We start from the raw sequence: 23,624 nt of genomic DNA, 5'->3' as shown, positions 1-23,624 counted from the left end.
ACGGGATGTGTGTCCTTGTCGAACCAGTTGGCGTGCGGTTGGGTAGGGGGCAGCTCTTGGATCGAAATGCCACACAGCGTTCGGCTTGGATGCGCTGGTTGAGTCAATCTATAGGCTCGAGCGCGATTGAATGCATGGTCCACAAGAAGCCTTCAGTCTTCATCCGTGGGATCGAACGGTTGCTGTATCCATTCCGCACCTGCGGCGGGTCTGGTAGCGCACCAGCCAGGCGGCATTTCCGCGAGCTCACCAATGCTTGGATCGGCCTCGAACATGCACCCAAGGCAGACGAGCTTCATGTCTGTGGTTTCAAGAGTGGTGCCGCAGAGGAGTTGCCAGTCGCCATCGCGATCATGATAGACCTCGCGCACAGGTTCGCTGCCTTCCATGGTCTGCCGCGTGGTGAACACGGCAGTATTGGTCGGCAAGTTGAATGGCCAAGTGCGAAAAGTATGCGAATGACTCATGTGAGACCCAACCCTGATTCATGCCACGGCGCAGCCTCGGCTTGATCGTAATGTCATCCCGCCTGCGAGGTGAGGCGTTCACGCACGATCATAAGCGCGAACCCAAGCAAGTTGAGGCCTTGCCACGTGTTTGGGTTACTGGCCCGAGGATCGTCAGCCGCAAGGCCAATACCCCAGATCGCGTCCACCGGGCTGGCCTCAACCAATACCTTGTTGCCCGTTCTGCATAGGAAGGCGGCCAGCTTTGGCTCCTGGCTGAACTTGGCGTAGTTGCCTTCGACCACGATCTCAAATCTGTGCTCGTTCCATAGTGAATCGCTGAACCCAACGACCTCCCGGCCCAAGGCCTTGGCAGCACCAGGACTCGCGGCTGCAAGGATGCGCTCACGGGTTGATGAGTCCCCAGACAATCTGGATTTCTCGGCCATCATGTAGTGCTCGGCCGTCGGGTAGTTGATGCCTCCCAGCTGAAATGGCGAGTCGTACCACTGACTGAAGCAGCTGTTCGAGGGGGCGCCATCGGGACGCGGTCGATGGCCCCAGAAGTGCAGATAGGAAAAGCTCTCTCCGTCGCCAACGCGAGCGCGGAGATCCTGAAGGGATGTTGGAATAGTCATGCTGTTTGTTTGGTCCAGCGTTGAAGTCGTACTGACCCGCGATGCGGGTTTGACGTGAACTAGTTGTCAGATACTGCGGGCATCGGGAAGGGGAGCTTCAGGTCATGTTCCTCGAGTACCGATATGTAGTGGGAAAGCATGCCCAGCAGCCTGCTTTGCAGATCCTCCAGATCATCAAGCGCGTCGGGGCCGCCTGCGAGGACATCGGCGATCTGGACGCAAAGCGCATTGAGCGTATCGCCTTGCAGAAGAAGGCCTGGGAATTCTCGGCCGGGGTGCCGAAGTACGGCCATGTTGGGCACATCCGAATAGACCTCAATCTTCTCAATGCGCATGATTCAATGTCCAAGGTGAGGGAGCGATCTGCACCGCTGCATTGTTATGGATGATTGGTAGGTTGAAAACCCAGGAGTGCAGCAGCGGATGCGAGCGGCGCCCCGATGGTGCTGTCGCTAGAACTGCAACCTGGTGCACGCCGCACGAAACTCCTGGTGCGCGATGAGATCCAATCGACTAGACCGGCAGCGAGCACGAGGAAAGCTGATATCGGCAGCTAAAGCCATAGTGGCGCTGGGCTGATCATCAGCTTGGGGCGCTTACTGGAACGACAGGACCTCAGGCCTCGGCTCGAGCAGATCGGTAGGGGTCACTGCCAGAACCTCCACCAGCTTCTTTTCTCAGCTTGCTTCGGTGCGCCACCACCAGGGCGATGAATCTCCGCAGACTGCCCGTCAGCGACAGAGATTCCAAGTGCGTTGGCCTCGGCGATGATGAAAGGGGCGACCTCGTCGACGCGGGAGAATGAGATGGCGAGCATGCCCATTTCATGGGCAAAGTTGCCAATCATGGGCCCGTCCGCCCAAGGGCTATTGTCCATTTCCGGATCATCATCCGGGTAGCTGCACAGACAGGGATACCGGGCAGTGAGCACCGCATGCAGCTCCACAAGCGCAGGTGCTTTCTCGCGCGAGTCATCGTAGTAAGACTCACGCAGCGTTTCGATATGTTGCCATGCTTGTTTGTCGTCTTGCGGAAGCGGCCCAACAATCAGATCAAGCGTATAGCTCATTGGTGAACTCCAACTCTGGAATCAAGCAGATCCGCGAAGCGGCTTCGGCTTGAATGAACTGTTAGGCCTCGCTATAACCAGCCCAAGCCACTTGAAGATACGTTGAATGGTTAAGGCGGGCAGTGGGCGTCGAACGCAGCAATTGCCTCATGCAATGCAGCAACCACATTGTCGCAGTCCTTGCGCCACACGAAATCGCTCTCTTGATGAGTGATGACGACTGTAGAGACGTTCCGGTCCCTATCTCCATCCCACTTGAGAACAATCATGGCGCCGCGCCGCCTTGCGGCATCAATCTCGGGCAGAAGTGCATCAATCGTCATGGGCCTAACTCTGGAATTGAGCCGGCCCGCGAAGCGCGTTCGGCTTGAATGAACTGTTAGGCCGCGGCGCGTGCTTACGGCAAGCTGTCATTAGCTAAGCGTCTAGCTGCGACCAAAGCTGCGAGCACCTTTGGCCGGTTGTGTGCGTTGTTGATACCGGCGGGTAGCCGGCTCTGCCAAGGCTGAAACTCCCAGTGGTCACCGCCAGCAGAACACTGGCGCGTAGAGTTGGAGGGCTTCCGGAAGTAGGCGATCGCAGCCTCAAGCTGAGCATTGGATAAGAATTCTAGCCGGAATTTGGCGATTGTAATAACAAGTACCTCTCGAGCAGGCTCCGGCGCTGGGATGTCGGGCATGTGGTTTCGGTGTGCCGAAGGATCGTACATCTCGATTACAGAGCTTTTCATGCGCGGCCTAACTCTAGAATTAAGCCGCGCCGCGAAGCGGGTTCGGCTTGAATGAATTGTTAGACGGGGGCCTTGCGACTGCGCCTGCTGCCGGCTGTTGTTTTTCGTGGTTTGGCAGATTTTGGCGCCGGCATGAGCGTGGCGGTCTCTGTAATGAGGCGCCTTAGCGCATCGGTGTCGTCCAGCACCTCGTCGGCTACAGGATAGTCCTTTGCGCCTGGATACGGTGGCCGTTGCGGCAGGCTTGGTGCCAGCGTGGCGGCCGCAGCCGAGGGTTTGATGAAGAGACTGTTGTCACAAGCAAAAGCGACCACTTTTCCGTCTAGGTAGAGCGCGTACTCACCGAACATTTTTTTGGATGTGAGGCGATTGCCTAGGCCAACTTGCTCCGTGACGTACTCGATGAAGTCTTGGTCAGTGGCCATGTTGCTCCCGTGATCTAAATCTGGAATTAAACCGACCCGCGAAGCGGGTTCGGCTTAAATGAATTGTTAGGCTTCACGCGAGCATCTTGCTGTAGCAAAGGCCGGACAAACGGATGATATCTCCATCTGAGCTGCAATCAATCACTGTGTCTAGCCAATGCTCTTTTGGACCAGAATTATCCCTGGTCAGCTGCTCTAGAAAATCCCGCAATAGATAACCGCCGACCACGAGCTTGAGAAGCGAAGGGGTCTCGAGCAGTAGGCTGAAACTGGGGTAGCCGGCCTCAGCCAGCTCGTCTCGGGGCCCGCCGCATGTCTCATCATCTCTTTTCGATTCCGCAACCCACGCAGCGTAAGCGGGCTCCAGAAACTCAACCAAATCTGTAGCCTTAGCAGCCACGGTGAAAGAGCGGCGAGCCATTTCTATGCGCTTAGAGCTAAGGTCCATCTCTGGCACGGCGAAGGCACTCAGCTGTGTTGGCTGGCCATCTACGTGCAAAGATTGGATCGGATTCATGAGGCCCAACTTCCGAATTAAGCCGACCCGCGAAGCGAGTTCGGCTTGAATGAATCCTAAGCAACGCTATTTGAAGTAGTAGTACCAGTTCCGTTGGCGTAACGATCGCAGTCTTCCTGAGTGTAGATTCTAAGCCATAGATCACCGGAGTCCACCTTGATCCCCGCTTCACCCAATGCAAGTCGAAGTTCCGTACAGATCGTCGGCCAGTCTGCACCGTCGCGAAGCAGCGAAGCATCGCTGTCTCTAGGCACAACAAAGTACACGTGTGAGTTCTCATCCCCGGAATACAGCCAATGAGAACTCCATACCGGGACTCGACCCGCCGCAGCCGATACTTTTGGCTCAAAGGCCTTCAAAACTGGATCGACAGCCTCGGATAAGGCGCGACGCTTTGCGTCGATGCCGTCTAAGATCGCTTCTACGTCATGCTTTTGAGCTAGCTCCGGACTCAAGCCGCGCCGCGAAGCGGCGTCGGCTTGAATGAACTGTCTGGCCGCAGCCCGATGTGCGAGAAGCCAGCCTAATGCGGAGCTAGCAAGCCCTCCCCAAATCACTCCGACCGAAAGACTCGTGCCGCTGAGGTCTGCCGCGGCGGCGCCGATGGCCGAGCCAACGAGAGCAAACCAAGCTACCTTGCGCTTGCGCGAAAGGTACGCGGCCTCAATTGCTCGCTTCTGCCGAGTCTCTTCTTGACGATCTAGATCCGGTGCCAGAATGGCTTGTGCAATCGCGTCTGCCTGAGTCCTATCCATCTTGCGGTAGCTCCTGATAGCGGTCTAACGCCTGAGTTAAGCCGACCCGCGAAGCGGCGTCGGCTTGAATGAGCTGTTAGAGCCCGGCAAGGGGATGTCCGAGGATTGCATGGATGTCCGCTGTGGGAACGCCGGCCCAAGGGCCGGCAGGATTAACTATCAAGCCTGATAGATTGTTTTCTAGGACGAGGTATAGAACGTCCTTTGCTTCCATTGAAAACGTGCAAACTGTTGGGGTGCGACGTAGCGCCTCTGCGTGGCTGGTGAAGGCCAATAGTGCCTCGCCACCGTCAGGGGAGGATGTAGTCAGTACAGGTATAGCTGCTGCCTGTTGCAATGTCAGTGGTCCTTCCTCCCAGCTCTGGGAAACGTCACGGGACGCGATAAAGAGCTGCGCAGTCTTTAGCGAATCGTAGAACGCATTGCGACTACGAGCACTGGGATCCATACTCAAGAGCTCGACCGCATCGACGATGCTTGGCGTCTCATTGGCTTTTTTCTTGGCAAACAGAGACCAGATCATAGGGCTCTAACTCGGGAATTAAGCCGCGCCGCGTAGCGGCGTCGGCTTGACTGAATTGTTAGCGCCCATTAGCCGCCACGCATAACGAGCGCTTTTTCCGAACGCTGTGAGGCCGGAAAGAATGCCCATGGCTTGCTACCACCGCCGTCAAACATCCCGACGTAAGTGGAGGAAGCGGGGCAATTGCCAGGGCTGATTTTTCCAGTTGAAGTGTCGACGAGAACGAATTCCGAGTAGCTATCCAACATCATTAGATTGTCGGCGCATTTGTATAGATTGGCAGCAGCGTAGCCGCCCGTATCCTTTGAAAGCTGGTGCCGACTGTCTGGAAATCCACTCTTCTTGAAGATAAGTGTGCGGCTGTACTCAGCTAAATACGGATGTGTCGGTTCAAGATCGATCTGGATCGTTGCTCCGGTCGACTGCTCGGTAAACGTTGCACTACGAATTCCTGAAGTGCACGCGGAGCAAAGAACCAAAAGAAGGATGAGCGCGAAGATTCGAGACATAGGTGCTAACTACCTGAATTAAGCCGAGCCGCGGAGCGGCTTCGGCCTGAATGAATTGTTAGCCATTGCCAGGAACCACACCGGAGATGAACTCCTCGTAGGTGCTCCACGCGGGGTCAGGCGCCGCATGTATCTTGATGGGAAAGGCTGGACTGTCCTTCAGAGCCGAGTTGAGCTTGGTCATGAACTCATCCTGAGACTTGGTGTAATAGATCCATTCGCGGGAATTTTCGCCAGTTGACACCAGAGCTAGCGTTGCAAAACCATTGCTCTCGATGGTTGGTGAAATAGCGTCCTCCAGCTCGTCCATACTCTTGCGCTCATCAGCGGATGGCATGCCGCTCTCCGACTGATAGTCCCAGACCAAGATCACACGATCTGGTTGCTTGGAGCGGCGGAAGTCTACCGAAAAGGATTTGACGTACCGAAAGACGATGGAGCGGTCCTCCGCCTGGTGCCTAGAGACGGCCGTTGCCCACTCTTGGGTGGATGCTGACGTGGTCATGAAAAGGCCGATGATCGCGAGCAGGAGCTTTGACATGGCTAACGCCTGAATTAAGCCGCGCCGCGAAGCGGCGTCGGCTTGAATGAATTGTTAAGCTCCAACCATGAAGTGCAGCCAACCAATGAGCAGCAAGGTAGGAATAACTCCAAGGAGCCCAAGTGCTATTCCTGTTTTTCCCGGCATGCTATTCCTAGTCATAAATCCGAAGCCTAACGCACATAGTCCGAGAGCGAGGCTGAGCCAGTAGATTGCAGAAGAACCCCAGCCCAATAAGAAGAATGCAACAACCCCAAGGATTGAAAGTATCCCTGCGAGAATCGAAATTTTTCCCATCTTACACCCACCAAATTTTCATCATGCAGCCTAACTCTGGAATTAAGCCGACTCGCGAAGCGAGTTCGGCTTGAATGAACTGTTAGGCCTTGAGTGTGGCACAGGCGACGCCAGAAAGAATAAACACGAAAAATGCAGAGGCAGCCCAGTAGCCGGAGCGGAAGCACAGATCACCCAGAGTGTTGAGTTTTGGATCGCCAATGGCTCTGTACTTGCGTTGTGTTATGAACAAAACGTCTGGAGCAGAAGCCGATGGCTCTGTCGCTGGATCAGGAGCAATCTTGGTCCAGATATCTGGATGAGCGATTCGCAAATAGCGGTTGAAGGTGCGCGAGTAGTAGGCGGACATGGCGAAGGCCGGGAGTGCGGCCAAGCCTGATAGGAGAAAGACAGCTGGCAGTAAAGCTTCTATCAAGGCTTAACTCCTAAATTAAGCCGAGCCGCGAAGCGGCTTCGGCTTGAGTGAACTGTTAGGCGCGCTGCCACGCACCGTAGTTGGCAAGCATATGCGACTCAAATGCTGGCGTGCCAGATATTTCCCAAAAGAACGAATCGACGGCCAAGAGCTCAAGTACCGGCTCTCCTCCTGAGAGGACAACAAAGTGTCCATCGATTGTTTGAAAGATGTCGTGGTATAGCGAGCGGAAGGCACTGTCGGACAATGTATGGCCCGATGAAGAGAGCTGCTCGATCTCCACAGCGCGATCTCCTATGCACTCATCAATGACGATCGTCCAGGTGTCCGGACGAACAAATCGATCTATGTCGGTGAGAAACGAGGAGATGTCGAACAGCTCGCCGTTGCTCCCGTGTTGCCGGATAGTGACCATGCGCCCTAACTCTAGAGTTAAGCCGCGCCGCGAAACGGCGTCGGCTTGAATGAACTGTTAGGCCACGGCCCCGAGTACAAGGAGAGCGATAAGCCCAAGAAACGGAAGTGCGGCAAGAACTGACGTACAGAGTCCAAGCCAGAACCAGAAGCCTCTAGTTGGACGATGACTGCTGGCGATAGTGGCGCCAATAATCATAAGACCGATGCACACCGTTGGTAGAGCAAAGACAAGCTCTATGTAACGATGAGGCGAAGGGCTGGCGAACCACCAAAGCCATAGCCCCAAGACGCAGACTGTCATGCCAATTGCAATCAGTGCTCCGTCACCATCTCTCGCGAGAGCTTTCATAGCGGCCTAACTCTGGAATTAAGCCGATCCGCGAAGCGGGTTCGGCTTGAATGAACTGTTAGGCGCCATCTTGCAGATCTTCAAGACCCAACTCAAGGGCGTGAACGAACTGTCCACATAATGCGGGAAGTTTGATTGCGCCAAGCGCGGCATTGAGAGACAAGAACGTTGGCCCAGCAGGATTTGCCACGCGACGGTACTGACCGGTTGAATCATGCCAGTCGTATGCGAAAAGCCCGACAGCTGCATAGCTGTCCCAGACTTGCGGTGACCCCGACCCGAAGACGGGAATAAGATCATTGGCACTGTCGTGGAACTCATACGCCTCCAAGACACAATCCGGAACAGCTCCGCTACCCGCTGTAGCAAACAGTGCTATCGCCCCGGTCGAGTCCCGGGCAAACCAATCGAACTCTCGGCCTTGGATTTCGGAGATGTTGGTCATGGCAGCTAAATCTGGAATTAAGCCGACCCACGTAGCCGGTTCGGCCTGAATGAATTGTTAGGTTGTACCCCGGTTACGGAGAGCCGCCCATGACAGATAGGCCCCGCTTAAAGCAAAGAAGCCGGCGAGCCATATGCCCACATTCTCGTCCGACTGCCAAGCTGCGGCAATCTGATGGTGGCTCCGAAACGGCTTGCCTGCGATTGATAGCTCAAAGACACAATAGTACGTGTCACCTGAGTAGATTGGGCCGCCCCGGCTTTTTGGGTCGTAAAGGACAGTTACAACGGGACGATCTGGACGCGACAGAGTGTCATGCACGAGACCCATCGCGTTGCCCTTTGACGCGTAATCAAAGGATTGGGGAACACCATTAAGCCCGAACTTTATGCCGTACTTGCCATCTCGGACCCAGGAGACCGGGCCAGACACCGCATGCAACTCTGAGCGTTGCGGGATGCCTTTGAACGTTGCCCACGAGTAGAGCGTGGCTCCGCTTATGAAGAAGCTAACTACAGCGAAAGCCGCGTTCTTTGCTCTAGTGGGGTTTGCCGAAGAACATGCTGTGCAAGCTAACTCCGAAATTAAGCCGACCCGCGAAGCGGGTTCGGCTTGAGTGAATTGTTAGGCGGTAATCGACACGACGAACGCTGCGCCCAAGAGTCTGCTCGCTTGACAAGGTCTTCGGGAAGGCCACGAAAGCATACGTGGGCGCAGCCACCGGCAATACCATCAGCGCAGCCAGAGCGACTACAAGCGAGAACACACGCGTCTTTTGCCTCGCAGCGAGCTGCAGCAGCTTCTAGATGGGCAGCCTCGTCCGCGTTGCGGGTAGGAATGCCAGTGGCCGAACAGTGCGGGGACCATGGCTGCCTAGACGCAACAGATTGGGAGTCGGCGAAGCTAGCGCTAGACAAGCTGCTTAGAAGAAAGACCATCGCAAACTTGAGAGTTACCATTGTCGCCTAACTCCTGAACTAAGCCGACCCGCGGAGTGGGTTCGGCTTGAATGAACTATTAGGCCTCAATCGAATTGCCTGGAAGCACATGCTGACAGTAACGCCGCTCGTGTACCGGCTGATCATCTATGTATGCATCCGGCTTAGGCAAGAAGGCTACGAAGCAATGCTCAATGCCTAGCTCTGCTGCAGAGGAACGAGCATAGTCCGCGCCGCCAGAGCTCCACAGGTATAGCGCAAATCCCTGTTGGTGCAACTCGCGAACATGAGCTATAGCAGACGGCATAGGAATGCGCTTGGTGCCAAAAGAGCGGACCAACGTGTCATCAACATCTACGAACACTATGCGCTGTCTCATGAGGCCTAACCCTGGAATTAAGCCGACCCGCGAATCCGGTTTGGCTTGAATGAATTGTTAGGCGGCATGCGCCCGCTAGTCATTTATCATCTGTCCGAACTCTAACGCAAGCTTGTCGCCTCGAAACAGGCCGTAGAAGGAGTATCCGCCTCGTGCGCCGTGAACACGGCGGCCATTTTGGCAATTGACCAAGCGGAACTGGTCACCTGGCGTGATCACCGCTGCAACATTGGCCCACTCTGTGGTGTGCTCCATGTTCTCGATTCCCATGCATCTAGCGCTAGCGAAAATTTCCTGCTTGCTGAGAGGGGCATATACGTCACAAAGAGGATATCCAAGCCGCGCGGCGAGATCTTTTGACTCTATCTCCAGCCCGAGGGAATTGTGCGCGCACCCGGCAAGCGCAGCGACAGATAGCAGAAGTCCTGCATGAAAATTTCGAAGATCAGCGAAGCTGCCTAGATACATGATCATGCCGCCTAAGTCTGGAATCAAGCCGCGCTGCGCCGCGGACCGGCGTCGGCTTGAATGAACTGCTAGGCGGTTGTGGCCATTAACTGAGCCTAGGACCAATGCTGCCTTGCTTGCACAACCCAATACGAGCCGATGATGCCACAGCTTGCGGGATGGAGCTTGCCCGGGAAACCTTGCCAAGCGTTGCCGCTGAAGTGTGAGGAAATGATTGCGGCAGGGCGGTAAAGCGTAAGGCGAAGTGGCGAGCTTGCCGATGCCAGGAGCTGTAGGCGCTGCTGCTCGGAGCCGACCGGTGACTTGCCGATGTTGCTGCCGGAACAAGAAGGGCCAGTCAACCAACACACCGCCGCCTAACTCCGGAACTAAGCCTACCCGCGAAGCGGGTTCGGCTTGAATGAACTGTTAGGCGTCATCGGCTACGCCAGAAGGAGTTGAAACCGTGATGCTCTCTTGCAAATGTTCCGTGTGCCAGGTACTTGGGCCGCGTGCATTGCCGATGATACAGACTGCATTATGAGTGTCCTTGAGCCAAGAGACGGAAAGCTCTAACTCAATCATCTCTCCAGAGACATCCAAGGTGCGCACCTTGGCAGGTGCACCTACTAGCGCGAGCAAATCGGGAGCGGGAAGCTTCCCCATTGCCTCCAGTTCCCTGACCAATGCGGCATAAGCGTCTGGTGTTTTCATGGACGTATGGTATGGCGTCTAACTCTGGAATTAAGCCGCGCCGCGAAGCGGCATCGGCTTGAATGAATTGTTAGGTGGCGACATTTGGTGGTGCAATTGCCGCCAGAACACTCGTGCCACAACTTGTGCAACGGAACCCGGGTTTGCCAATGTTGTCGTAAGCGACCCCGTCTATGACCAGATGACAGCGGACGCAATGAAACGCCCCGCCAGACTTTTGGCCTGCTCCGGGAACATATCTAACTCCTTGCCCGTCAAACTCAACGACCCACCACTGGCGCTTGTGGTCGTACTGCGCAGTGCCATGTCCCTCCAGGTCCTCAGTATCATCGGACTCATCGTAGGCCACGAGTGGCAAGCCAACCGAAAGGACAGTCCCTGCGTTTGACAGGTCTCGGATGCTACCGAAAGTGTCCAAGACGACAGCAGCACGCATGGGGTCAACAACACCGGCAACCAGGCCGTTGAAGTCCGCGTAGATCCGTAGTCGCGTAGAACTTTCCATTGCCACCTAACTCTGGAATTAAGCCGACCCGCGAAGCGGGTTTGGCTTGAATGAACTGTTAGGCGCTACTGGCCTTGGTGCCTTTCCAAAGAGCATATATCTCCCAGTTCCATGCGCTATTCGAGTGGAGCTGTTCGCTGATGATAGCCATAAGTTCGTCGCTATTCCGCAAGATTGGCAAGTTCTGAAAATCGTCGCCCCAGAACAGGCAGAGATCGCTTCCGAGCGCAATCTGCTCCAGTAGAAGTTGGCCTAGGAGAGTGTCCCGAAGATCCGCACCAGCAGCTATTGCGTCCTTTGCCGCATCTGACATTGAATCGATGCCGTCTGATTCGTCGGTCAGGCTCCAAACGAAAGGCGTTCCGAAATTGTAGGAGGCTGCCAGCACTAGTAGCTCGTTTGATAGCGCATGGAAGCTGATGCCGGCAAGGTCGGTGGACGGCTCCGCGCTTTGTACCAACAAGAACTGGGACATGTCTGTAGCGCCTAACTCCGGAATTAAGCCGACCCGCGAAGCAGGGTCGGCTTGAATGAATTGTTAGGCACCACCCGCAGAGTGAGGATCAAACTGCCAGTCGGTCGAAGATTGGTACACGGTGCCGTCATCGTCTTGCACGTTGCCGCCTAGAGCATGAGCAATTTGGAGCATCTTTTGGTACAGCGCGGTATCAGGCCACTTTGTGCTGATGTTGCCTTGGAACCAATCCAGCCACGGCTCCTCATAGGCCGACTTTCCGTGCCAGCGTGCGAAGTAGTCGCCTTGCGAGGTGTCGAGTGAAAGTTCCGGATCAGACTCGATGTATGACAACCACTCATTCTCAGTGATGGGTGAAGCCTCATTGTCCGCCCAAAACTCAGCGCGGGTGATGTATAGCTCGACTCCCATGGCGACTCCTGTGGTGCCTAACTCTGGAATTAAGCCGACCCGCGAAGCGGGTTCGGCTTGAATGAACTGTTAGGGCTCACTCACGGACCCCAATAGTCAAAATTGAACACCACGCCTTCCGGAATCACAAAGCGAATCTCGCCACCGTAGCACTCTATCTTGTGCTCGCCAGGCTCGATTGGTTTGGGAGTGCCAACCGGAACTGTCCAGGCTTGTCCGTCAACTTTGATCGGGCAGCCATTGTGATCATCCGCGATGGACAGATAAGTCTTTCCGTCAGGGCTATTTGTCACGTGCCCGCGCAGATGACCGTCATCGCCACAAGCAGCAATGGTGGTAGTTAGCCCGGCGGTAAGAGTACCCTTGAGAAGGGTGAGCCAGAGTCTTCGCATGTGAGCCCTAACTCCGGAATTAAGCCGACCCGCGAAGCGGGTTCGGCTTGAATGAATTGTTAGGCTGCGCAGCGACGCACCTGACTGACAATAGGAAGCTCCCGGCTACAACCAGTAACAGCAAGGACGGCAGAATCACCTCAACGCTGAGAACGAACCAATTAACGACAGGATGAGGTTGCGAGGAGTTGCCGTAGTTGAGTACAAGGAAAGTGCTGAGTGTCGATAGAAAAGGCCAGAGCGCGAGCAGCGTAAGCGACCAGGCAAGGACAGAACTGCTGCGACTACGTAGCCGGCGACGCAGCATCCAAGCAGCGACCACAAGCACTAAGAGTGCGATAAGCCCTGACATGGCGAGAAGGCTGTTTGGGTCACTCACGATGTTGCTCCTCTAGCAGCCTAACTCTGGAATTAAGCCGACTCGCGAAGCGAGTTCGGCTTGAATGAACTGTTGGGCGGCTACGGACTGCCAAACTGGAAGTCGAATGGAACCTTTCGTGTACGGGAAGCCGAATCCGCCGAGTAACGCCACTTTGCCACCGCGGATTGCGCGGCGCTAGGCCAGGCTGAGTGGCCAGATGATGAAAGTACCGTGGAGGATCGAACTGAACCGTCCGGATCGATCTGCAGCTCCAGCGTAACTGCGCCACCACGCAGCTCTGTAATACGAGGTGCTTCTGGCGCCGGGCAATAAATGAGCTCTGGGTCTGACGACACGCACGAGTTGTGGGGTGTGGTAGCACCCACCGCTAGTGAAAAGAACAACCAGTGGAAGTTCATAGCCGCCTAACTCCGGAAGTAAGCCGACCCGCGTAGCGGGTTCGGCTTGAATGAGCTGTTAGGCCTCAATCGAATTGCCTGGAAGCACATGCTGACAGTAGCGCCACTCGTGTACCGGCTGATCATCTATGTATGCATCAGGCTTAGGCAAGAAGGCTACGAAGCAATGCTCAATGCCTAGCTCTGCTGCAGAGGAACGAGCATAGTCCGCGCCGCCAGAGCTCCACAGGTATAGCGCAAATCCCTGTTGGTGCAACTCGCGAACATGAGCTATAGCAGACGGCATAGGAATGCGCTTGGTGCCAAAAGAGCGGACCAACGTGTCATCAACATCTACGAACACTATGCGCTGTCTCATGAGGCCTAACTCCGGAATTAAGCCGCGCCGCGAAGCGGCGTCGGCTTGAATGAATTGTTAGGCACCACCAGCGGCTGTCTAGCCACTGGACTTGCCCACCCAGCCCGCCTCAACAGTCTCCACAGCGGACAAGATCTGTTGCGCAAAGGCGCGTGCCTGTGCAACGTCAAACTCCACCGCAGCCTCGTAAGACATTGCCACCACTTTGATGAAAATGACTCCCTCGTCCTGGCGAGCCTCGCAGGCCACTGTCTCTTGGTACGACTGTTCTGGACTGGTCGTCATGTTTGTTGTGGTGCCTAACTCCGGAATTAAGCCGACCCGCGAAGCGGGTTCGGCTTGAATGAACTGTTAGGCCGCGGCGCGTGCTTACGGCAAGCTGGCATTGGCTAAGCGTCTGGCTGCGACCAAAGCTGCGAGCACCTTTGGCCGGTTGTGTGCATTGTTGATACCGGCGGGTAGCCGGCTCTGCCAAGGCTGAAATTCCCAGTGGTCACCGCCAGCAGAACACTGGCGCGTAGAGTTAGAGGGCTTCTGGAAGTACGCGATCGCAGCCTCAAGCTGAGCATTTGATAAAAACTCTGGCGCTCTCAACCGGTCATTGCAACGCCTGGCTGAGCTTCTCAGCCGGCGTCATGAAGTCCAATGTCTGTCGCGGACGTTGATTCAATCGTAACGCAACTTTGTTCAGTTCCGCCTGCGAGTAGACCGACAGATCCGTTCCATTGGGGAAGTACTGGCGTAGCAACCCGTTGGTGTTCTCGTTGCTGCCGCGCTGCCAGGGGCTCTGTGGATCACAGAAGTACACGGCCACCTGCGTGGCGATCGTGAAGTCGCGGTGGCTGGCCATTTCCATGCCGCGATCCCATGTCAGTGATTTTCGCAGGCGCGCTGGCAGACGACGCACCTGACGACTCAGCGCACTGACCACGCTTTGCGTGTCCTTCCCATCGACTTTGACAAGCATCGTGAAGCGCGAGTGTCGCTCCACCAGCGTGGCAATGTGGCTGTTCCTGGCACCACTGAGCAGGTCGCCCTCCCAGTGGCCGGGCACGGCCCGATCCGATACGTCGGCAGGTCTGTCGCGGATGGAAACGGCGTCCCTGATACCGCCTCGTGGCTGGCGTGTGGCCTTCTGCGAGCGGCGCATCAGGCGATGGGTGCGCAGATGAGCCACCAGCTCCTTCTTCAGCACGCCACGCGCCTGGATGAACAGGCTCCGGTAAATGGTCTCGTGCGACACCTGATGTGTCTCGTCATGAGGAAAATGCCGCTTCAGCCAGCGGGCTATCTGCTGGGGCGACCATTGCAGCGAAAGCTTGCCTGCTACCCGCCGCCGCAGTGTGCCATATCGGGCCAGACGGCAAGGCTTCGGGCGACGGGCGTTATCCCAGGCGCGCTCATCGGCCCACGTCGCGCGATACCCCTTGATGCCGCCGTGGCGCCTCACCTCGCGACTGACGGTAGACGTTGGTCGCCCCAAGCGCCTGGCAATCTCGCTCAGGGAAAGGCTGCCTGCCAGGCCGCGCGAGATCTCTTCACGCTCATGTAGCGTCAGCGTACGAGGCGAGCGCGTGCGAGGCGCTGGAGCGATACCGCCTCGCGAGGCGAGCACACCCCATACCGAAGCCGGATGTTTGCCCAGATCACGGGCAATCTCGCTGCACGAAGCACCTTCTCGCCAGCGCATCCACAGTGCCTGCTTCTGCGCCAATGACAATCCAGGTCGACCCATCATCGCACTTGCCCTCCCGGTCAGCAGCAACACCTATGATGTTGCATCGACCGGTTGAGAGCGCCCTAGCCTGAATTTGGCGATTGCAATAACAAGTACCTCTCGAGCAGGCTCCGGCGCTGGGACGTCAGGCATGTGGTTTCGATGTACTGAAGGATCGAACATCTCGATTACAGAGCTTTTCATGCGCGGCCTAACTCTGGAATTAAGCCGACTCGCGAAGCGAGTTCGGCTTGAATGAACTGTTAGGCCTCATTGAGAACGGCTTGCCGAAATTGCTGCACATAGGCGGTCCCAAGCCTTGGTTCGAGTCGCTCTACTGCTTGTAGTGCCTGCGTTACATCGAATGCTTGCCCATCAAGCACCGAGAGCGCTTGATTGTGAAGAGAGTAAGCAAGCCATGCGGCATCACTCGCTGGGCTTTGCTCCTCGGGGTCGATGTGACTTGCAAGAAGAACCCGCAGGTTGAACAAGGCAACAGCTAGAAGGCGCTTCTCTAGATCGATTTGCTGGTCATCTGACATGAGGCCTAACTCCGGAATTAAGCCGACCCGCGAAGCAGGGTCGGCTTGAATGAATTGTTAGGCACCACCCGCAGAGTGAGGATCAAACTGCCAGTCGGTCGAAGATTGGTACACGGTGCCGTCATCGTCTTGCACGTTGCCGCCTAGAGCATGAGCAATTTGGAGCATCTTTTGGTACAGCGCGGTATCAGGCCACTTTGTGCTGATGTTGCCTTGGAACCAATCCAGCCACGGCTCCTCATAGGCCGACTTTCCGTGCCAGCGTGCGAAGTAGTCGCCTTGCGAGGTGTCGAGTGAAAGTTCCGGATCAGACTCGATGTATGACAACCACTCATTCTCAGTGATGGGTGAAGCCTTATTGTCCGCCAAAAACTCAGCGCGGGTGATGTATAGCTCGACTCCCATGGCCACTCCTTGGTGCCTAACTCTGGAATTAAGCCGACTCGCGAAGCGAGCTCGGCTTGAATGAACTGTTAGGGCCCATGCTAGCCAAAAGCTCGGCGATGAGCAGCCTCTAGCCAGATGCGGTCAACTGGCCCATCGAAACCAACAACCGCATCCACTCCGCAGTGTGGACAGACTGCGGTCTTATCTTCCTCATCGCACCACTCAACAATGGAGCTTGGTGCGAACTCTTTGAAGCAGTAGACACAGACTGCGGCTTCGCTGGCGAGAAGCCGTCTGCGGTTTGTTGAAGTGCCGGTGGTTCTTCTCAAGGGGCCTAACTCTGGAATTAAGCCGAATCGCGAAGCGAGTTCGGCTTGAATGAACTGTTAGATGCCATCTGCGCGAGGGCGAAGTGTGGATACCAGCTCCGTAGCGAGCTGCTGCACTGTGGCAGGAGATGAGTCAATCAGAGGCCTCTCAAATCCGTACAGAACAGAGACTCGCAGATCTCCCAATGCACGCAATGTTTGGTTGTAGTAGGCAGTAGTCAGCGCTTTTTCGGCTACAGGAACTCTCTCGTCCTCGCTGAACATCCAGTCCATGTCATCCCACAAGAAGACAATGTCGTGTCGAGGAAGGTTGCGGTATGCCTCAAACGCCTGCGTAATTGCACCACTTTGGATAAGGTCCTGAATGGTGGTGAGCTTATCCGCGACGTCCATGCACCCAGATGACGCGAGGCGAGGAATGGTAGCGGCGCATAGAGCCACCGCGGCCTCTTCTTTGGACTTCAGGATGTTTGGCATGGCATCTAACTCCGGAATTAAGCCGCGCCGCGTAGCGGCGTCGGCTTGAATGAACTGTTAGGCCGGTTACCCATGGCCATGACTAAAGGCGCCTTTGGTATCAGAAGTTGGATCGCTCAGCTCATCATGGAGCGATTCCATGATTGCGGCAATGGTGTCAGATGCAGGCAGCCCATATTGCTCTTGAAGCGCATCGGCTATGTGTCGAACGGTGTCTGCGAGGAAAACACCCCAAGCAGGGGCTTCATCGCGACCGTTTTCCTGCCAGAGCCCCACCTTGATCGTGCAATGCTGGCCTTGCTCAGCAATCCAAGCACTGAGCATCTGGATCGCTCTGTCATCACGTTGCGCTGCAGGTGGGATTACTAGTGGCTTCATAGCAGACCTAACTCTTGAATTAAGCCGCGCCGCGAAGCGGCGTCGGCTTGAATGAACTGTTAGGCGTCAATCGAAGTCGGTGACGCAAAGAAACCACCATAAACCTCTGGCGCCCTGCCAACAAAAGTACGACTTGGAAATCGTAGCTTGGCTGGTAAGTACTGACCATTCTGGATCATCCATGCGGAGGACCAGAAGTTCATCAAATGGCTCCGGGAAGAGCGCGGCCACTCCATTTTCAACGAGATGCCTGCCTTCTTGCTTTGGCAGGCTCCCCTGGCCATGGCACCCGCCCTGAACAAGCAAAGATGTAAGTGACCCCTCGAACTCCAAGCGATCCAGTGCTGATGCGGCGCGCCGTGAGGCACAGACCTGGCCGAGCTTGGAAAGTGCGACCTCAAACTCACTTGTTTGAGACAGTTCGTCTAGCGGAAAGTCGGCTCCTTCAAAGTAGGGCTTAGTCGAGGCGGTGCCCTTCATTAACACGGAAATCACGTCGCCGCATTCTTGTAGTGCAGAGTGCAGAGAGGCTGAAGCTGGCTTTTCGAACAACCGCCGGAATGTGTCCATGACGCCTAACTCTAGAGTTAAGCCGCGCCGCGAAACGGCGTCGGCTTGAATGAACTTTTAGGCCACGGCCCCGAGTACAAGGAGAGCGATAAGCCCAAGAAACGGAAGTGCGGCAAGAACTGACGTACAGAGTCCAAGCCAGAACCAGAAGCCTCTAGTTGGACGATGACTGCTGGCGATAGTGGCGCCAATAATCATAAGACCGATGCGCACCGTTGGTAGAGCAAAGACAAGCTCTATGTAACGATGAGGCGAAGGGCTGGCGAACCACCAAAGCCATAGCCCCAAGACGCAGACTGTCATGCCAATTGCAATTAGTGCTCCGTCACCATCTCTCGCGAGAGCTTTCATAGCGGCCTAACTCCGGAATTAAGCCGGGCCGCGAAGCGGCATCGGCTTGAATGAATTGTTAGGCCGCACCGGGAAGGATCCGGGCCGCCGCTTCCGGGGCAACCAGCACCTTGCTACCAATGGGTATGTCTAGCTTTGTAAGACCAGGCAATGAGACCGTAATGCGCCAGCGCTTGTCGATAGGGACACTAGTGTCCTTTATGAGGAAATGTGTCTGGGAGAACTTGGCAGTTGTGGGGAGTTGAGACCCGTCAGGACGCTCAACAACAACCTCGGAAGCGAAGTTAGTCCAACCGGCCCTAGGGAGGGAAAAGTCCGGGGCTAGCACCAGTCCAATCTTTGGAAGCTGGAAGTAGTCACTGATTGTCAGGAGCTCGATGGACGTCATTTGCGGCCTAACTCTGGAATTAAGCCGCGCCGCGCAGCGGCGTCGGCTTGAATGAACTGTTAGGCGGCTGTGGCTCTTACCGCTCCCCGGGCCAATGCTGCCTTGCTTGTGCCACCCAACGCGAACCGATCATGCCACAGCTTGCGGGGTGGAGCTTGCCTGGGAAACCTTGCCGCGCTTAGTCGCCGAGGTGCGATGAAATGATTGCGGTGGGGCAGTGAAGCGTAAGGCGAAATGACGAGCTTGCCGATGCCAAGAACAGTTGGTGCTGCTACCCGAGGCCGACCGGTGACTTGCCGATGTTGCGGCCGAAAGAAGAGGGGCCAGCCAACCCAATCCACTGCCGCCTAACGCCTGAATTAAGCCGCGCCGCGAAGCGGTGTCGGCTTGAATGAATTGTTAGCCCCAATGCAGATGCTGAGAGTACCCATCGATCATCTTTGGATACGAAGCTCTGTCCAAAAGCCGGGTGCCGAAATGAGAGTAGCTACTTTCTTCATAGCGTACTTTACAGTTGGCTGTGTCAAAAATTGAACGAAAATGCTGCCGAACCGAATGCAAGCAACTCTGGTTGCAAGAGACGAAAATTTGAACAATGTCTAGCTGGTCAGTGAGGTCACGGAAGGTGTTCAATGCAAGAATATTGCTTGGATTTTCTTGCGAGCGATAAGCAAATACATCTCCCTCGCCGACAGTCGTTTCATCGAAGTACCGCAAGTAAGTGGCAACTACATCCAGTGATATCCCGAGAGCATCTATCGCCGCCCCAAGCGAGGGATGCGGATGCGGCGGACCGTCGTCGTCGGGGTAAACAACCAAGTCCGACATGGATATGGCGAGCTCTATGTAGGTGGCTTCTATGATCGGCACAGGGCTAACTCTTAGTAGACCGCCTAAAAGCGGCATAACTCCGAGTATGCCCACTTCAAACTCACTTTTAAACCCGAAAATTCTCACAAAGAAACAATCGTTTACGCGATTTCTGACCTCGCGAAGCCAACCCAGTATCCAGGCGGATCACCACTTGGAAGCCGCAATATGGAATACACCCCCGTCTCCGAAGGTGTAACAGCAGCCAAACCCCCGCGGCTGCTGGATCAGGTTCGGCAGCATATTCGAGTGCGGCACTACAGCTTGCGCACCGAGCAAGCGTATGTGGGTTGGATACGCCGGTTTGTTCTCGCCAATGGCAAGCGCCATCCAAGGGAGCTTGGCGCTGCTGAGGTGGGGGCTTTCTTGACCCGGTTGGCGACAGTGGAACACGTGTCGGCTTCTACACAGAACCAGGCGTTGTCAGCATTGCTTTTTCTCTATCGCGTCGTGCTGGACATTGAGCTGCCGCGCCTGGACCAGGTGGTGCGCGCCAAACTGCCACGTCGTCTTCCGGTTGTTTTGTCGCAGGAGGAAGTTGCGCGGCTGCTCCGAGCCATTCCCGAGGGACAAACAGCAATGATGGCGCAGTTGCTATATGGCACCGGTATGCGGTTGATGGAGTGCGTTCGGCTTCGCATCAAGGATGTGGACTTTGGGCGAAATGAAATCTGTGTGCGAAGCGGAAAAGGAAACAAGGATCGTCGCGTGCCGCTGCCGAAATCACTTTATGAGCGCTTGCTGGGGCAACGCGAACGGGCGTTGCTGATACACCGCGCGGATATCGACGAAGGAATGGGGCGAGTACAGCTGCCGGATGCGCTGGCACGCAAGTACCCGAATGCGAATACCGAGCCTGGCTGGCAATACCTGTTTCCATCCATGCGTCTATCTGCAGATCCGCGAACCAGTGCAATCGGTCGGCATCACGTCAGCGAAGAACTATTGCAGCGTGCGGTTAGATCGGCACGGGTCGTTGCCGGCATCGCAAAGCCTGCAACCTGCCATTCCTTGCGTCACTCGTTTGCGACGCATCTGCTGGAAGCCGGCCATGACATCCGCACTGTGCAGGAGCTGCTTGGGCACAAGGATGTTGCTACCACGCAGATCTACACGCATGTGCTGGCGCGGGGCGCAGGCGGCCTGCTCAGTCCCTTGGACCGGCTACCGGGAGTGTCTCCACTCCCGGTGTGATGGCGGCAGTCAACCGTCCAGCAGTGCCTTGTCGCGCACGGCGCCCTTGTCGGCGCTGGTGGCGAGCAGGGCGTAAGCCTTCAGTGCGGTGGTGACCTTGCGAGGGCGTGCTTCGGCTGGCTTCCAGCCCTTGGCGTCCTGCTCGCGGCGTCGACGTGCCAGTTCGGCATCGTCCACCAGCAGGTTGATGCCACGCTGTGGGATGTCGATCAGGATGCGGTCACCGTCGCGTACCAGGCCGATGGCACCGCCTGCGGCAGCTTCTGGTGAGCAATGGCCTATGCTGAGACCGGAGGTGCCACCGGAGAAGCGCCCATCGGTGAGCAGGGCGCAGGCTTTGCCCATGCCCTTGGACTTGAGGTAGCTGGTGGGATAGAGCATTTCCTGCATGCCCGGGCCACCCTTCGGTCCCTCGTAGCGGATCACCACCACGTCGCCGGCCTGCACCTCATTGCCGAGGATGCCCTTCACTGCGGCGTCCTGGCTCTCGTAGACACGGGCATTGCCCTCGAAGACATGGATGGATTCGTCCACGCCCGCAGTTTTCACCACGCAGCCATCGGCGGCGAGGTTGCCGTACAGCACAGCCAGGCCGCCTTCGCTGGAGAACGCATGGGCAACGTCACGAATGCAGCCTTCGGCGCGGTCCACATCCAGCGACGGCCAACGCGTGGACTGGCTGAAAGCCACCTGCGTCGGGATGCCCGCAGGGCCAGCCTTGTAGAACTGATGGACGGCCTGGTCCTGGGTCTGGGTGACATCCCATTGCGTGATCGCATCGCCAAGCGTGCGGCTATGCACGGTGGAGGCATCGGTATGCAGCAGGCCACCGCGTGCCAGCTCGCCGAGAATGGCCATGATGCCGCCGGCACGGTGCACGTCTTCGATGTGGTACTTCTGCGTGTTCGGAGCGACTTTGCACAGCTGCGGTACGCGTCGCGAGAGACGGTCGATATCGCGCTGGTCGAACGCGACTTCGGCTTCCTGGGCGGCGGCCAGCAGGTGCAGGATGGTGTTGGTCGAGCCGCCCATGGCGATGTCCAGCGTCATCGCATTTTCGAACGCTTCGAATGTCGCGATACCGCGTGGCAGCACGTTGGCTTCCTCGCCGCCGTACCAGCGATGGCACAGCTCGACGATCAGGCGGCCAGCGCGTTTGAACAGGGCTTCGCGATCACTGTGCGTGGCCACTACGGTGCCGTTGCCCGGCAACGACAGGCCCAGTGCTTCGGTCAGGCAGTTCATCGAGTTGGCGGTGAACATGCCCGAGCACGAACCACAGGTTGGGCAGGCACTGCGTTCGATCGCGGCCACCTGCTCATCGCTGACCTTGTCATCGCCTGCGGCAACCATCGCATCGATCAGGTCGAGCTTATGGTCGGCCAGCTTGGTCTTGCCGGCTTCCATCGGGCCGCCGGAAACGAATACCGCAGGGATGTTCAGGCGCAATGCGGCCATCAGCATGCCCGGGGTGATCTTGTCGCAGTTGGAAATGCACACCAGCGCATCGGCGCAGTGGGCATTGGCCATGTACTCGACCGAGTCGGCGATGATCTCGCGGCTGGGCAGCGAGTACAGCATGCCGTCGTGGCCCATTGCGATGCCGTCATCCACGGCGATGGTATTGAATTCCTTGGCCACGCCGCCGGCTGCTTCGATCTCGCGCGCCACGAGCTGGCCAAGGTCCTTCAGGTGCACGTGTCCGGGCACGAACTGGGTGAAGGAATTGACCACCGCGACGATGGGCTTGTGGAAGTCGCCATCGGTCATACCGGTGGCACGCCACAGGGCGCGGGCGCCGGCCATGTTGCGGCCAGCGGTAGAAGTTTTAGAGCGGTATTCGGGCATGGGGGCGAGCTGGAACGGGCTGGCAGAAGTGCAGTGCGATTGATTCTGCATCAAGTTCCAGGTTGCAGCTGCAACCATCGGATTGCGGTGGTTGTGGGGTGGAGTGGGGCGGTTGGGTGGCAGGTTGATTGGCCGCTGGTGGGGCTGGTGGGAAGGGCGGGGTCAGGCGAAGCCAAAGGCAAAGCCAAAGCTAAAAAGCACCCCTCCCCAACCCTCCCCTGCGCTACGCGCAAGGGAGGGGGCTGTTTGCTGCGCTCGTTCAGGCCGCGAGCGCGCCGCCTTTGCCCCCTCCCTTGCGCGTAGCGCAGGGGAGGGTTGGGGAGGGGTGCCTTTGGCTTTGGCTCTTCCAACACACCACCACCATCGCCCACGCGCTGAATAGCGAAGCAAACAGAAAAAAGCCCAAACCCCAGCCAGCCCAAGCCTTTCCAAGCATCAGCTGAAATCCGATTCAGTTTCAGGAGTTTTCCGGTTTCCGCCTTGCCGCCTTCATCGGGCATTATTGGGAATCAAATTGACGGGGAACCGACCATGAAGCGATCCAAGGCCACCGCACTGGTGCTGATGAGCGCCGTGCCGCTGCTGCTGACCGCCTGCCAGAAGGAAGAAACGGTGCAGGTGCAGGAAGGGCTGTACACCTCGGTGGAAGCCTGCAGCGAAGCCACTGGCAATCCGTCCAGCTGCCGCGAGGCGTTTGCCACTGCGCAGAAGCAGTCGGCCGATGCCGCGCCCAAGTACGCCAGCAAGGAAGAGTGCGCCAAGGAATACCCGGCCGAGCAGTGCGTGCAGCAGCACACCAGCGCCGGCACCTCGTTCATCGGTCCGATGATGATGGGCTTCTTCATGTCGCAGATGCTCAACGGCAGCCGTGGCGCTGTGGCCGCGCCGCCGGCATCGCAGCCTGCCTTCAAGGACAACGCCAATGGTTGGGCCAAGCCGGCCGCACCGGGCGGCACCGGTGGTTTGAACACCGGTAGCGGCATCGGCGCTGGCAAGGCCGGCCTGGCTCCGGTCACCGCCACCCCGAACCGCGCCGTAACCGCCAGCCGTGGTGGTTTTGGCGCGCGTAGCGGCGGCCGCAGCAGCGTCGGCGGTTGA

The 23,624-nt window shown here is 56.9% G+C and carries 31 protein-coding genes; 2 read left to right on the top strand and 29 right to left on the bottom strand.

What is annotated here, in order from left to right; genetic code table 11:
* Positions 1-152: 152 nt before the first annotated feature.
* The 28 genes from Q5Z11_RS19500 to Q5Z11_RS19380 all read right to left on the bottom strand — a co-directional run bounded on the left by Q5Z11_RS19500 (position 153) and on the right by Q5Z11_RS19380 (position 19,484).
* Positions 153-467, bottom strand: a complete 315-nt coding sequence (locus tag Q5Z11_RS19500) for a hypothetical protein (RefSeq protein WP_303747921.1) — start codon at positions 465-467, stop codon at positions 153-155.
* 53 nt (positions 468-520) lie between these two features.
* Positions 521-1,084: an NADAR family protein gene (locus Q5Z11_RS19495; protein WP_303747920.1), complete on the bottom strand. Its 564-nt coding sequence runs from the start codon at positions 1,082-1,084 to the stop codon at positions 521-523.
* A 59-nt stretch (positions 1,085-1,143) separates the two neighbouring features.
* Entirely contained in the window at positions 1,144-1,419 is a 276-nt protein-coding gene (locus tag Q5Z11_RS19490; protein ID WP_303747919.1) for a DUF6959 family protein, read from the bottom strand.
* Positions 1,420-1,730: 311 nt separating this feature from the next.
* The gene (locus Q5Z11_RS19485; protein WP_303747918.1) at positions 1,731-2,153 is read right to left on the bottom strand and encodes a hypothetical protein; all 423 of its coding nucleotides are present in this window, start codon (positions 2,151-2,153) and stop codon (positions 1,731-1,733) included.
* Positions 2,154-2,263: 110 nt separating this feature from the next.
* On the bottom strand, positions 2,264-2,476 hold the full coding sequence (locus Q5Z11_RS19480; RefSeq protein WP_303747917.1) for a hypothetical protein: 213 nt from the start codon (positions 2,474-2,476) through the stop codon (positions 2,264-2,266).
* Between the two features lie 466 nt (positions 2,477-2,942).
* Positions 2,943-3,308, bottom strand: a complete 366-nt coding sequence (locus Q5Z11_RS19475; RefSeq protein WP_303747916.1) for a TfoX/Sxy family protein — start codon at positions 3,306-3,308, stop codon at positions 2,943-2,945.
* Between the two features lie 73 nt (positions 3,309-3,381).
* Positions 3,382-3,825 carry a hypothetical protein gene (locus Q5Z11_RS19470; protein WP_303747915.1) on the bottom strand — a complete coding sequence of 148 codons (444 nt, stop codon included), beginning with the start codon at positions 3,823-3,825 and terminating at the stop codon, positions 3,382-3,384.
* Between the two features lie 56 nt (positions 3,826-3,881).
* A complete protein-coding gene (locus Q5Z11_RS19465; RefSeq protein ID WP_303747914.1) occupies positions 3,882-4,580 on the bottom strand; it encodes a hypothetical protein in 699 nt (232 codons plus the stop codon).
* A gap of 76 nt (positions 4,581-4,656) precedes the next feature.
* The gene (locus Q5Z11_RS19460; RefSeq protein ID WP_303747913.1) at positions 4,657-5,103 is read right to left on the bottom strand and encodes an SseB family protein; all 447 of its coding nucleotides are present in this window, start codon (positions 5,101-5,103) and stop codon (positions 4,657-4,659) included.
* 68 nt (positions 5,104-5,171) lie between these two features.
* Positions 5,172-5,612 (bottom strand): hypothetical protein, encoded by a 441-nt coding sequence (locus tag Q5Z11_RS19455; RefSeq protein ID WP_303747912.1) that lies wholly within the window; start codon positions 5,610-5,612, stop codon positions 5,172-5,174.
* Between the two features lie 58 nt (positions 5,613-5,670).
* A complete protein-coding gene (locus tag Q5Z11_RS19450) occupies positions 5,671-6,153 on the bottom strand; it encodes a DUF695 domain-containing protein (protein WP_303747911.1) in 483 nt (160 codons plus the stop codon).
* 379 nt (positions 6,154-6,532) lie between these two features.
* A complete protein-coding gene (locus Q5Z11_RS19445) occupies positions 6,533-6,799 on the bottom strand; it encodes a hypothetical protein (protein WP_303747910.1) in 267 nt (88 codons plus the stop codon).
* A gap of 121 nt (positions 6,800-6,920) precedes the next feature.
* Positions 6,921-7,280 (bottom strand): hypothetical protein, encoded by a 360-nt coding sequence (locus tag Q5Z11_RS19440; RefSeq protein ID WP_303747909.1) that lies wholly within the window; start codon positions 7,278-7,280, stop codon positions 6,921-6,923.
* Between the two features lie 409 nt (positions 7,281-7,689).
* Entirely contained in the window at positions 7,690-8,076 is a 387-nt protein-coding gene (locus Q5Z11_RS19435; RefSeq protein ID WP_303747908.1) for a hypothetical protein, read from the bottom strand.
* 1,017 nt (positions 8,077-9,093) lie between these two features.
* On the bottom strand, positions 9,094-9,393 hold the full coding sequence (locus Q5Z11_RS20785) for a DUF705 domain-containing protein (protein WP_405051626.1): 300 nt from the start codon (positions 9,391-9,393) through the stop codon (positions 9,094-9,096).
* An 876-nt stretch (positions 9,394-10,269) separates the two neighbouring features.
* Positions 10,270-10,554, bottom strand: a complete 285-nt coding sequence (locus Q5Z11_RS19430) for a hypothetical protein (RefSeq protein WP_303747907.1) — start codon at positions 10,552-10,554, stop codon at positions 10,270-10,272.
* A 563-nt stretch (positions 10,555-11,117) separates the two neighbouring features.
* Positions 11,118-11,534, bottom strand: a complete 417-nt coding sequence (locus tag Q5Z11_RS19425) for a hypothetical protein (protein ID WP_303747906.1) — start codon at positions 11,532-11,534, stop codon at positions 11,118-11,120.
* 63 nt (positions 11,535-11,597) lie between these two features.
* A complete protein-coding gene (locus Q5Z11_RS19420; RefSeq protein ID WP_303747905.1) occupies positions 11,598-11,945 on the bottom strand; it encodes a hypothetical protein in 348 nt (115 codons plus the stop codon).
* Positions 11,946-12,025: 80 nt separating this feature from the next.
* Positions 12,026-12,337, bottom strand: coding sequence for a hypothetical protein (locus Q5Z11_RS19415; protein ID WP_303747904.1), 312 nt, complete (start codon positions 12,335-12,337; stop codon positions 12,026-12,028).
* Between the two features lie 459 nt (positions 12,338-12,796).
* Positions 12,797-13,117, bottom strand: a complete 321-nt coding sequence (locus Q5Z11_RS20780) for a TonB family protein (protein ID WP_405051625.1) — start codon at positions 13,115-13,117, stop codon at positions 12,797-12,799.
* A 58-nt stretch (positions 13,118-13,175) separates the two neighbouring features.
* Positions 13,176-13,475 (bottom strand): DUF705 domain-containing protein, encoded by a 300-nt coding sequence (locus tag Q5Z11_RS20775; RefSeq protein WP_405051624.1) that lies wholly within the window; start codon positions 13,473-13,475, stop codon positions 13,176-13,178.
* Positions 13,476-14,073: 598 nt separating this feature from the next.
* On the bottom strand, positions 14,074-15,213 hold the full coding sequence (locus tag Q5Z11_RS19410; RefSeq protein ID WP_164170565.1) for an IS30 family transposase: 1,140 nt from the start codon (positions 15,211-15,213) through the stop codon (positions 14,074-14,076).
* Positions 15,214-15,455: 242 nt separating this feature from the next.
* Positions 15,456-15,734 carry a hypothetical protein gene (locus Q5Z11_RS19405; RefSeq protein WP_303747903.1) on the bottom strand — a complete coding sequence of 93 codons (279 nt, stop codon included), beginning with the start codon at positions 15,732-15,734 and terminating at the stop codon, positions 15,456-15,458.
* 57 nt (positions 15,735-15,791) lie between these two features.
* On the bottom strand, positions 15,792-16,139 hold the full coding sequence (locus Q5Z11_RS19400) for a hypothetical protein (RefSeq protein WP_303747902.1): 348 nt from the start codon (positions 16,137-16,139) through the stop codon (positions 15,792-15,794).
* Between the two features lie 368 nt (positions 16,140-16,507).
* Entirely contained in the window at positions 16,508-16,927 is a 420-nt protein-coding gene (locus Q5Z11_RS19395; RefSeq protein ID WP_303747901.1) for a hypothetical protein, read from the bottom strand.
* A 66-nt stretch (positions 16,928-16,993) separates the two neighbouring features.
* The gene (locus Q5Z11_RS19390) at positions 16,994-17,305 is read right to left on the bottom strand and encodes a DUF5076 domain-containing protein (RefSeq protein ID WP_303747900.1); all 312 of its coding nucleotides are present in this window, start codon (positions 17,303-17,305) and stop codon (positions 16,994-16,996) included.
* Between the two features lie 66 nt (positions 17,306-17,371).
* A complete protein-coding gene (locus tag Q5Z11_RS19385; protein ID WP_303747899.1) occupies positions 17,372-17,875 on the bottom strand; it encodes a hypothetical protein in 504 nt (167 codons plus the stop codon).
* A gap of 1,138 nt (positions 17,876-19,013) precedes the next feature.
* Positions 19,014-19,484, bottom strand: coding sequence for a hypothetical protein (locus tag Q5Z11_RS19380; protein ID WP_303747898.1), 471 nt, complete (start codon positions 19,482-19,484; stop codon positions 19,014-19,016).
* A gap of 168 nt (positions 19,485-19,652) precedes the next feature.
* Here Q5Z11_RS19380 and Q5Z11_RS19375 point away from each other — a divergent pair, with 168 nt between their 5' ends.
* The gene (locus Q5Z11_RS19375) at positions 19,653-20,678 is read left to right on the top strand and encodes an integron integrase (protein WP_303747897.1); all 1,026 of its coding nucleotides are present in this window, start codon (positions 19,653-19,655) and stop codon (positions 20,676-20,678) included.
* A 9-nt stretch (positions 20,679-20,687) separates the two neighbouring features.
* Here Q5Z11_RS19375 and ilvD read toward each other — a convergent pair whose 3' ends face one another.
* Positions 20,688-22,526, bottom strand: a complete 1,839-nt coding sequence (gene ilvD / locus Q5Z11_RS19370; protein WP_303750091.1) for a dihydroxy-acid dehydratase — start codon at positions 22,524-22,526, stop codon at positions 20,688-20,690.
* A 531-nt stretch (positions 22,527-23,057) separates the two neighbouring features.
* Between ilvD and Q5Z11_RS19365 the strand changes: the two genes are divergently transcribed.
* Positions 23,058-23,624 carry a DUF1190 domain-containing protein gene (locus Q5Z11_RS19365; RefSeq protein ID WP_303747896.1) on the top strand — a complete coding sequence of 189 codons (567 nt, stop codon included), beginning with the start codon at positions 23,058-23,060 and terminating at the stop codon, positions 23,622-23,624.

The sequence above is a fragment of the Stenotrophomonas sp. 610A2 genome (genome assembly GCF_030549615.1).
In the GTDB taxonomy this organism is placed as follows: Bacteria; Pseudomonadota; Gammaproteobacteria; order Xanthomonadales; family Xanthomonadaceae; genus Stenotrophomonas; species Stenotrophomonas pigmentata.
Note: the sequence above shows the minus strand (reverse complement) of the source record. Positions and strands in the feature narration are given on the sequence as shown.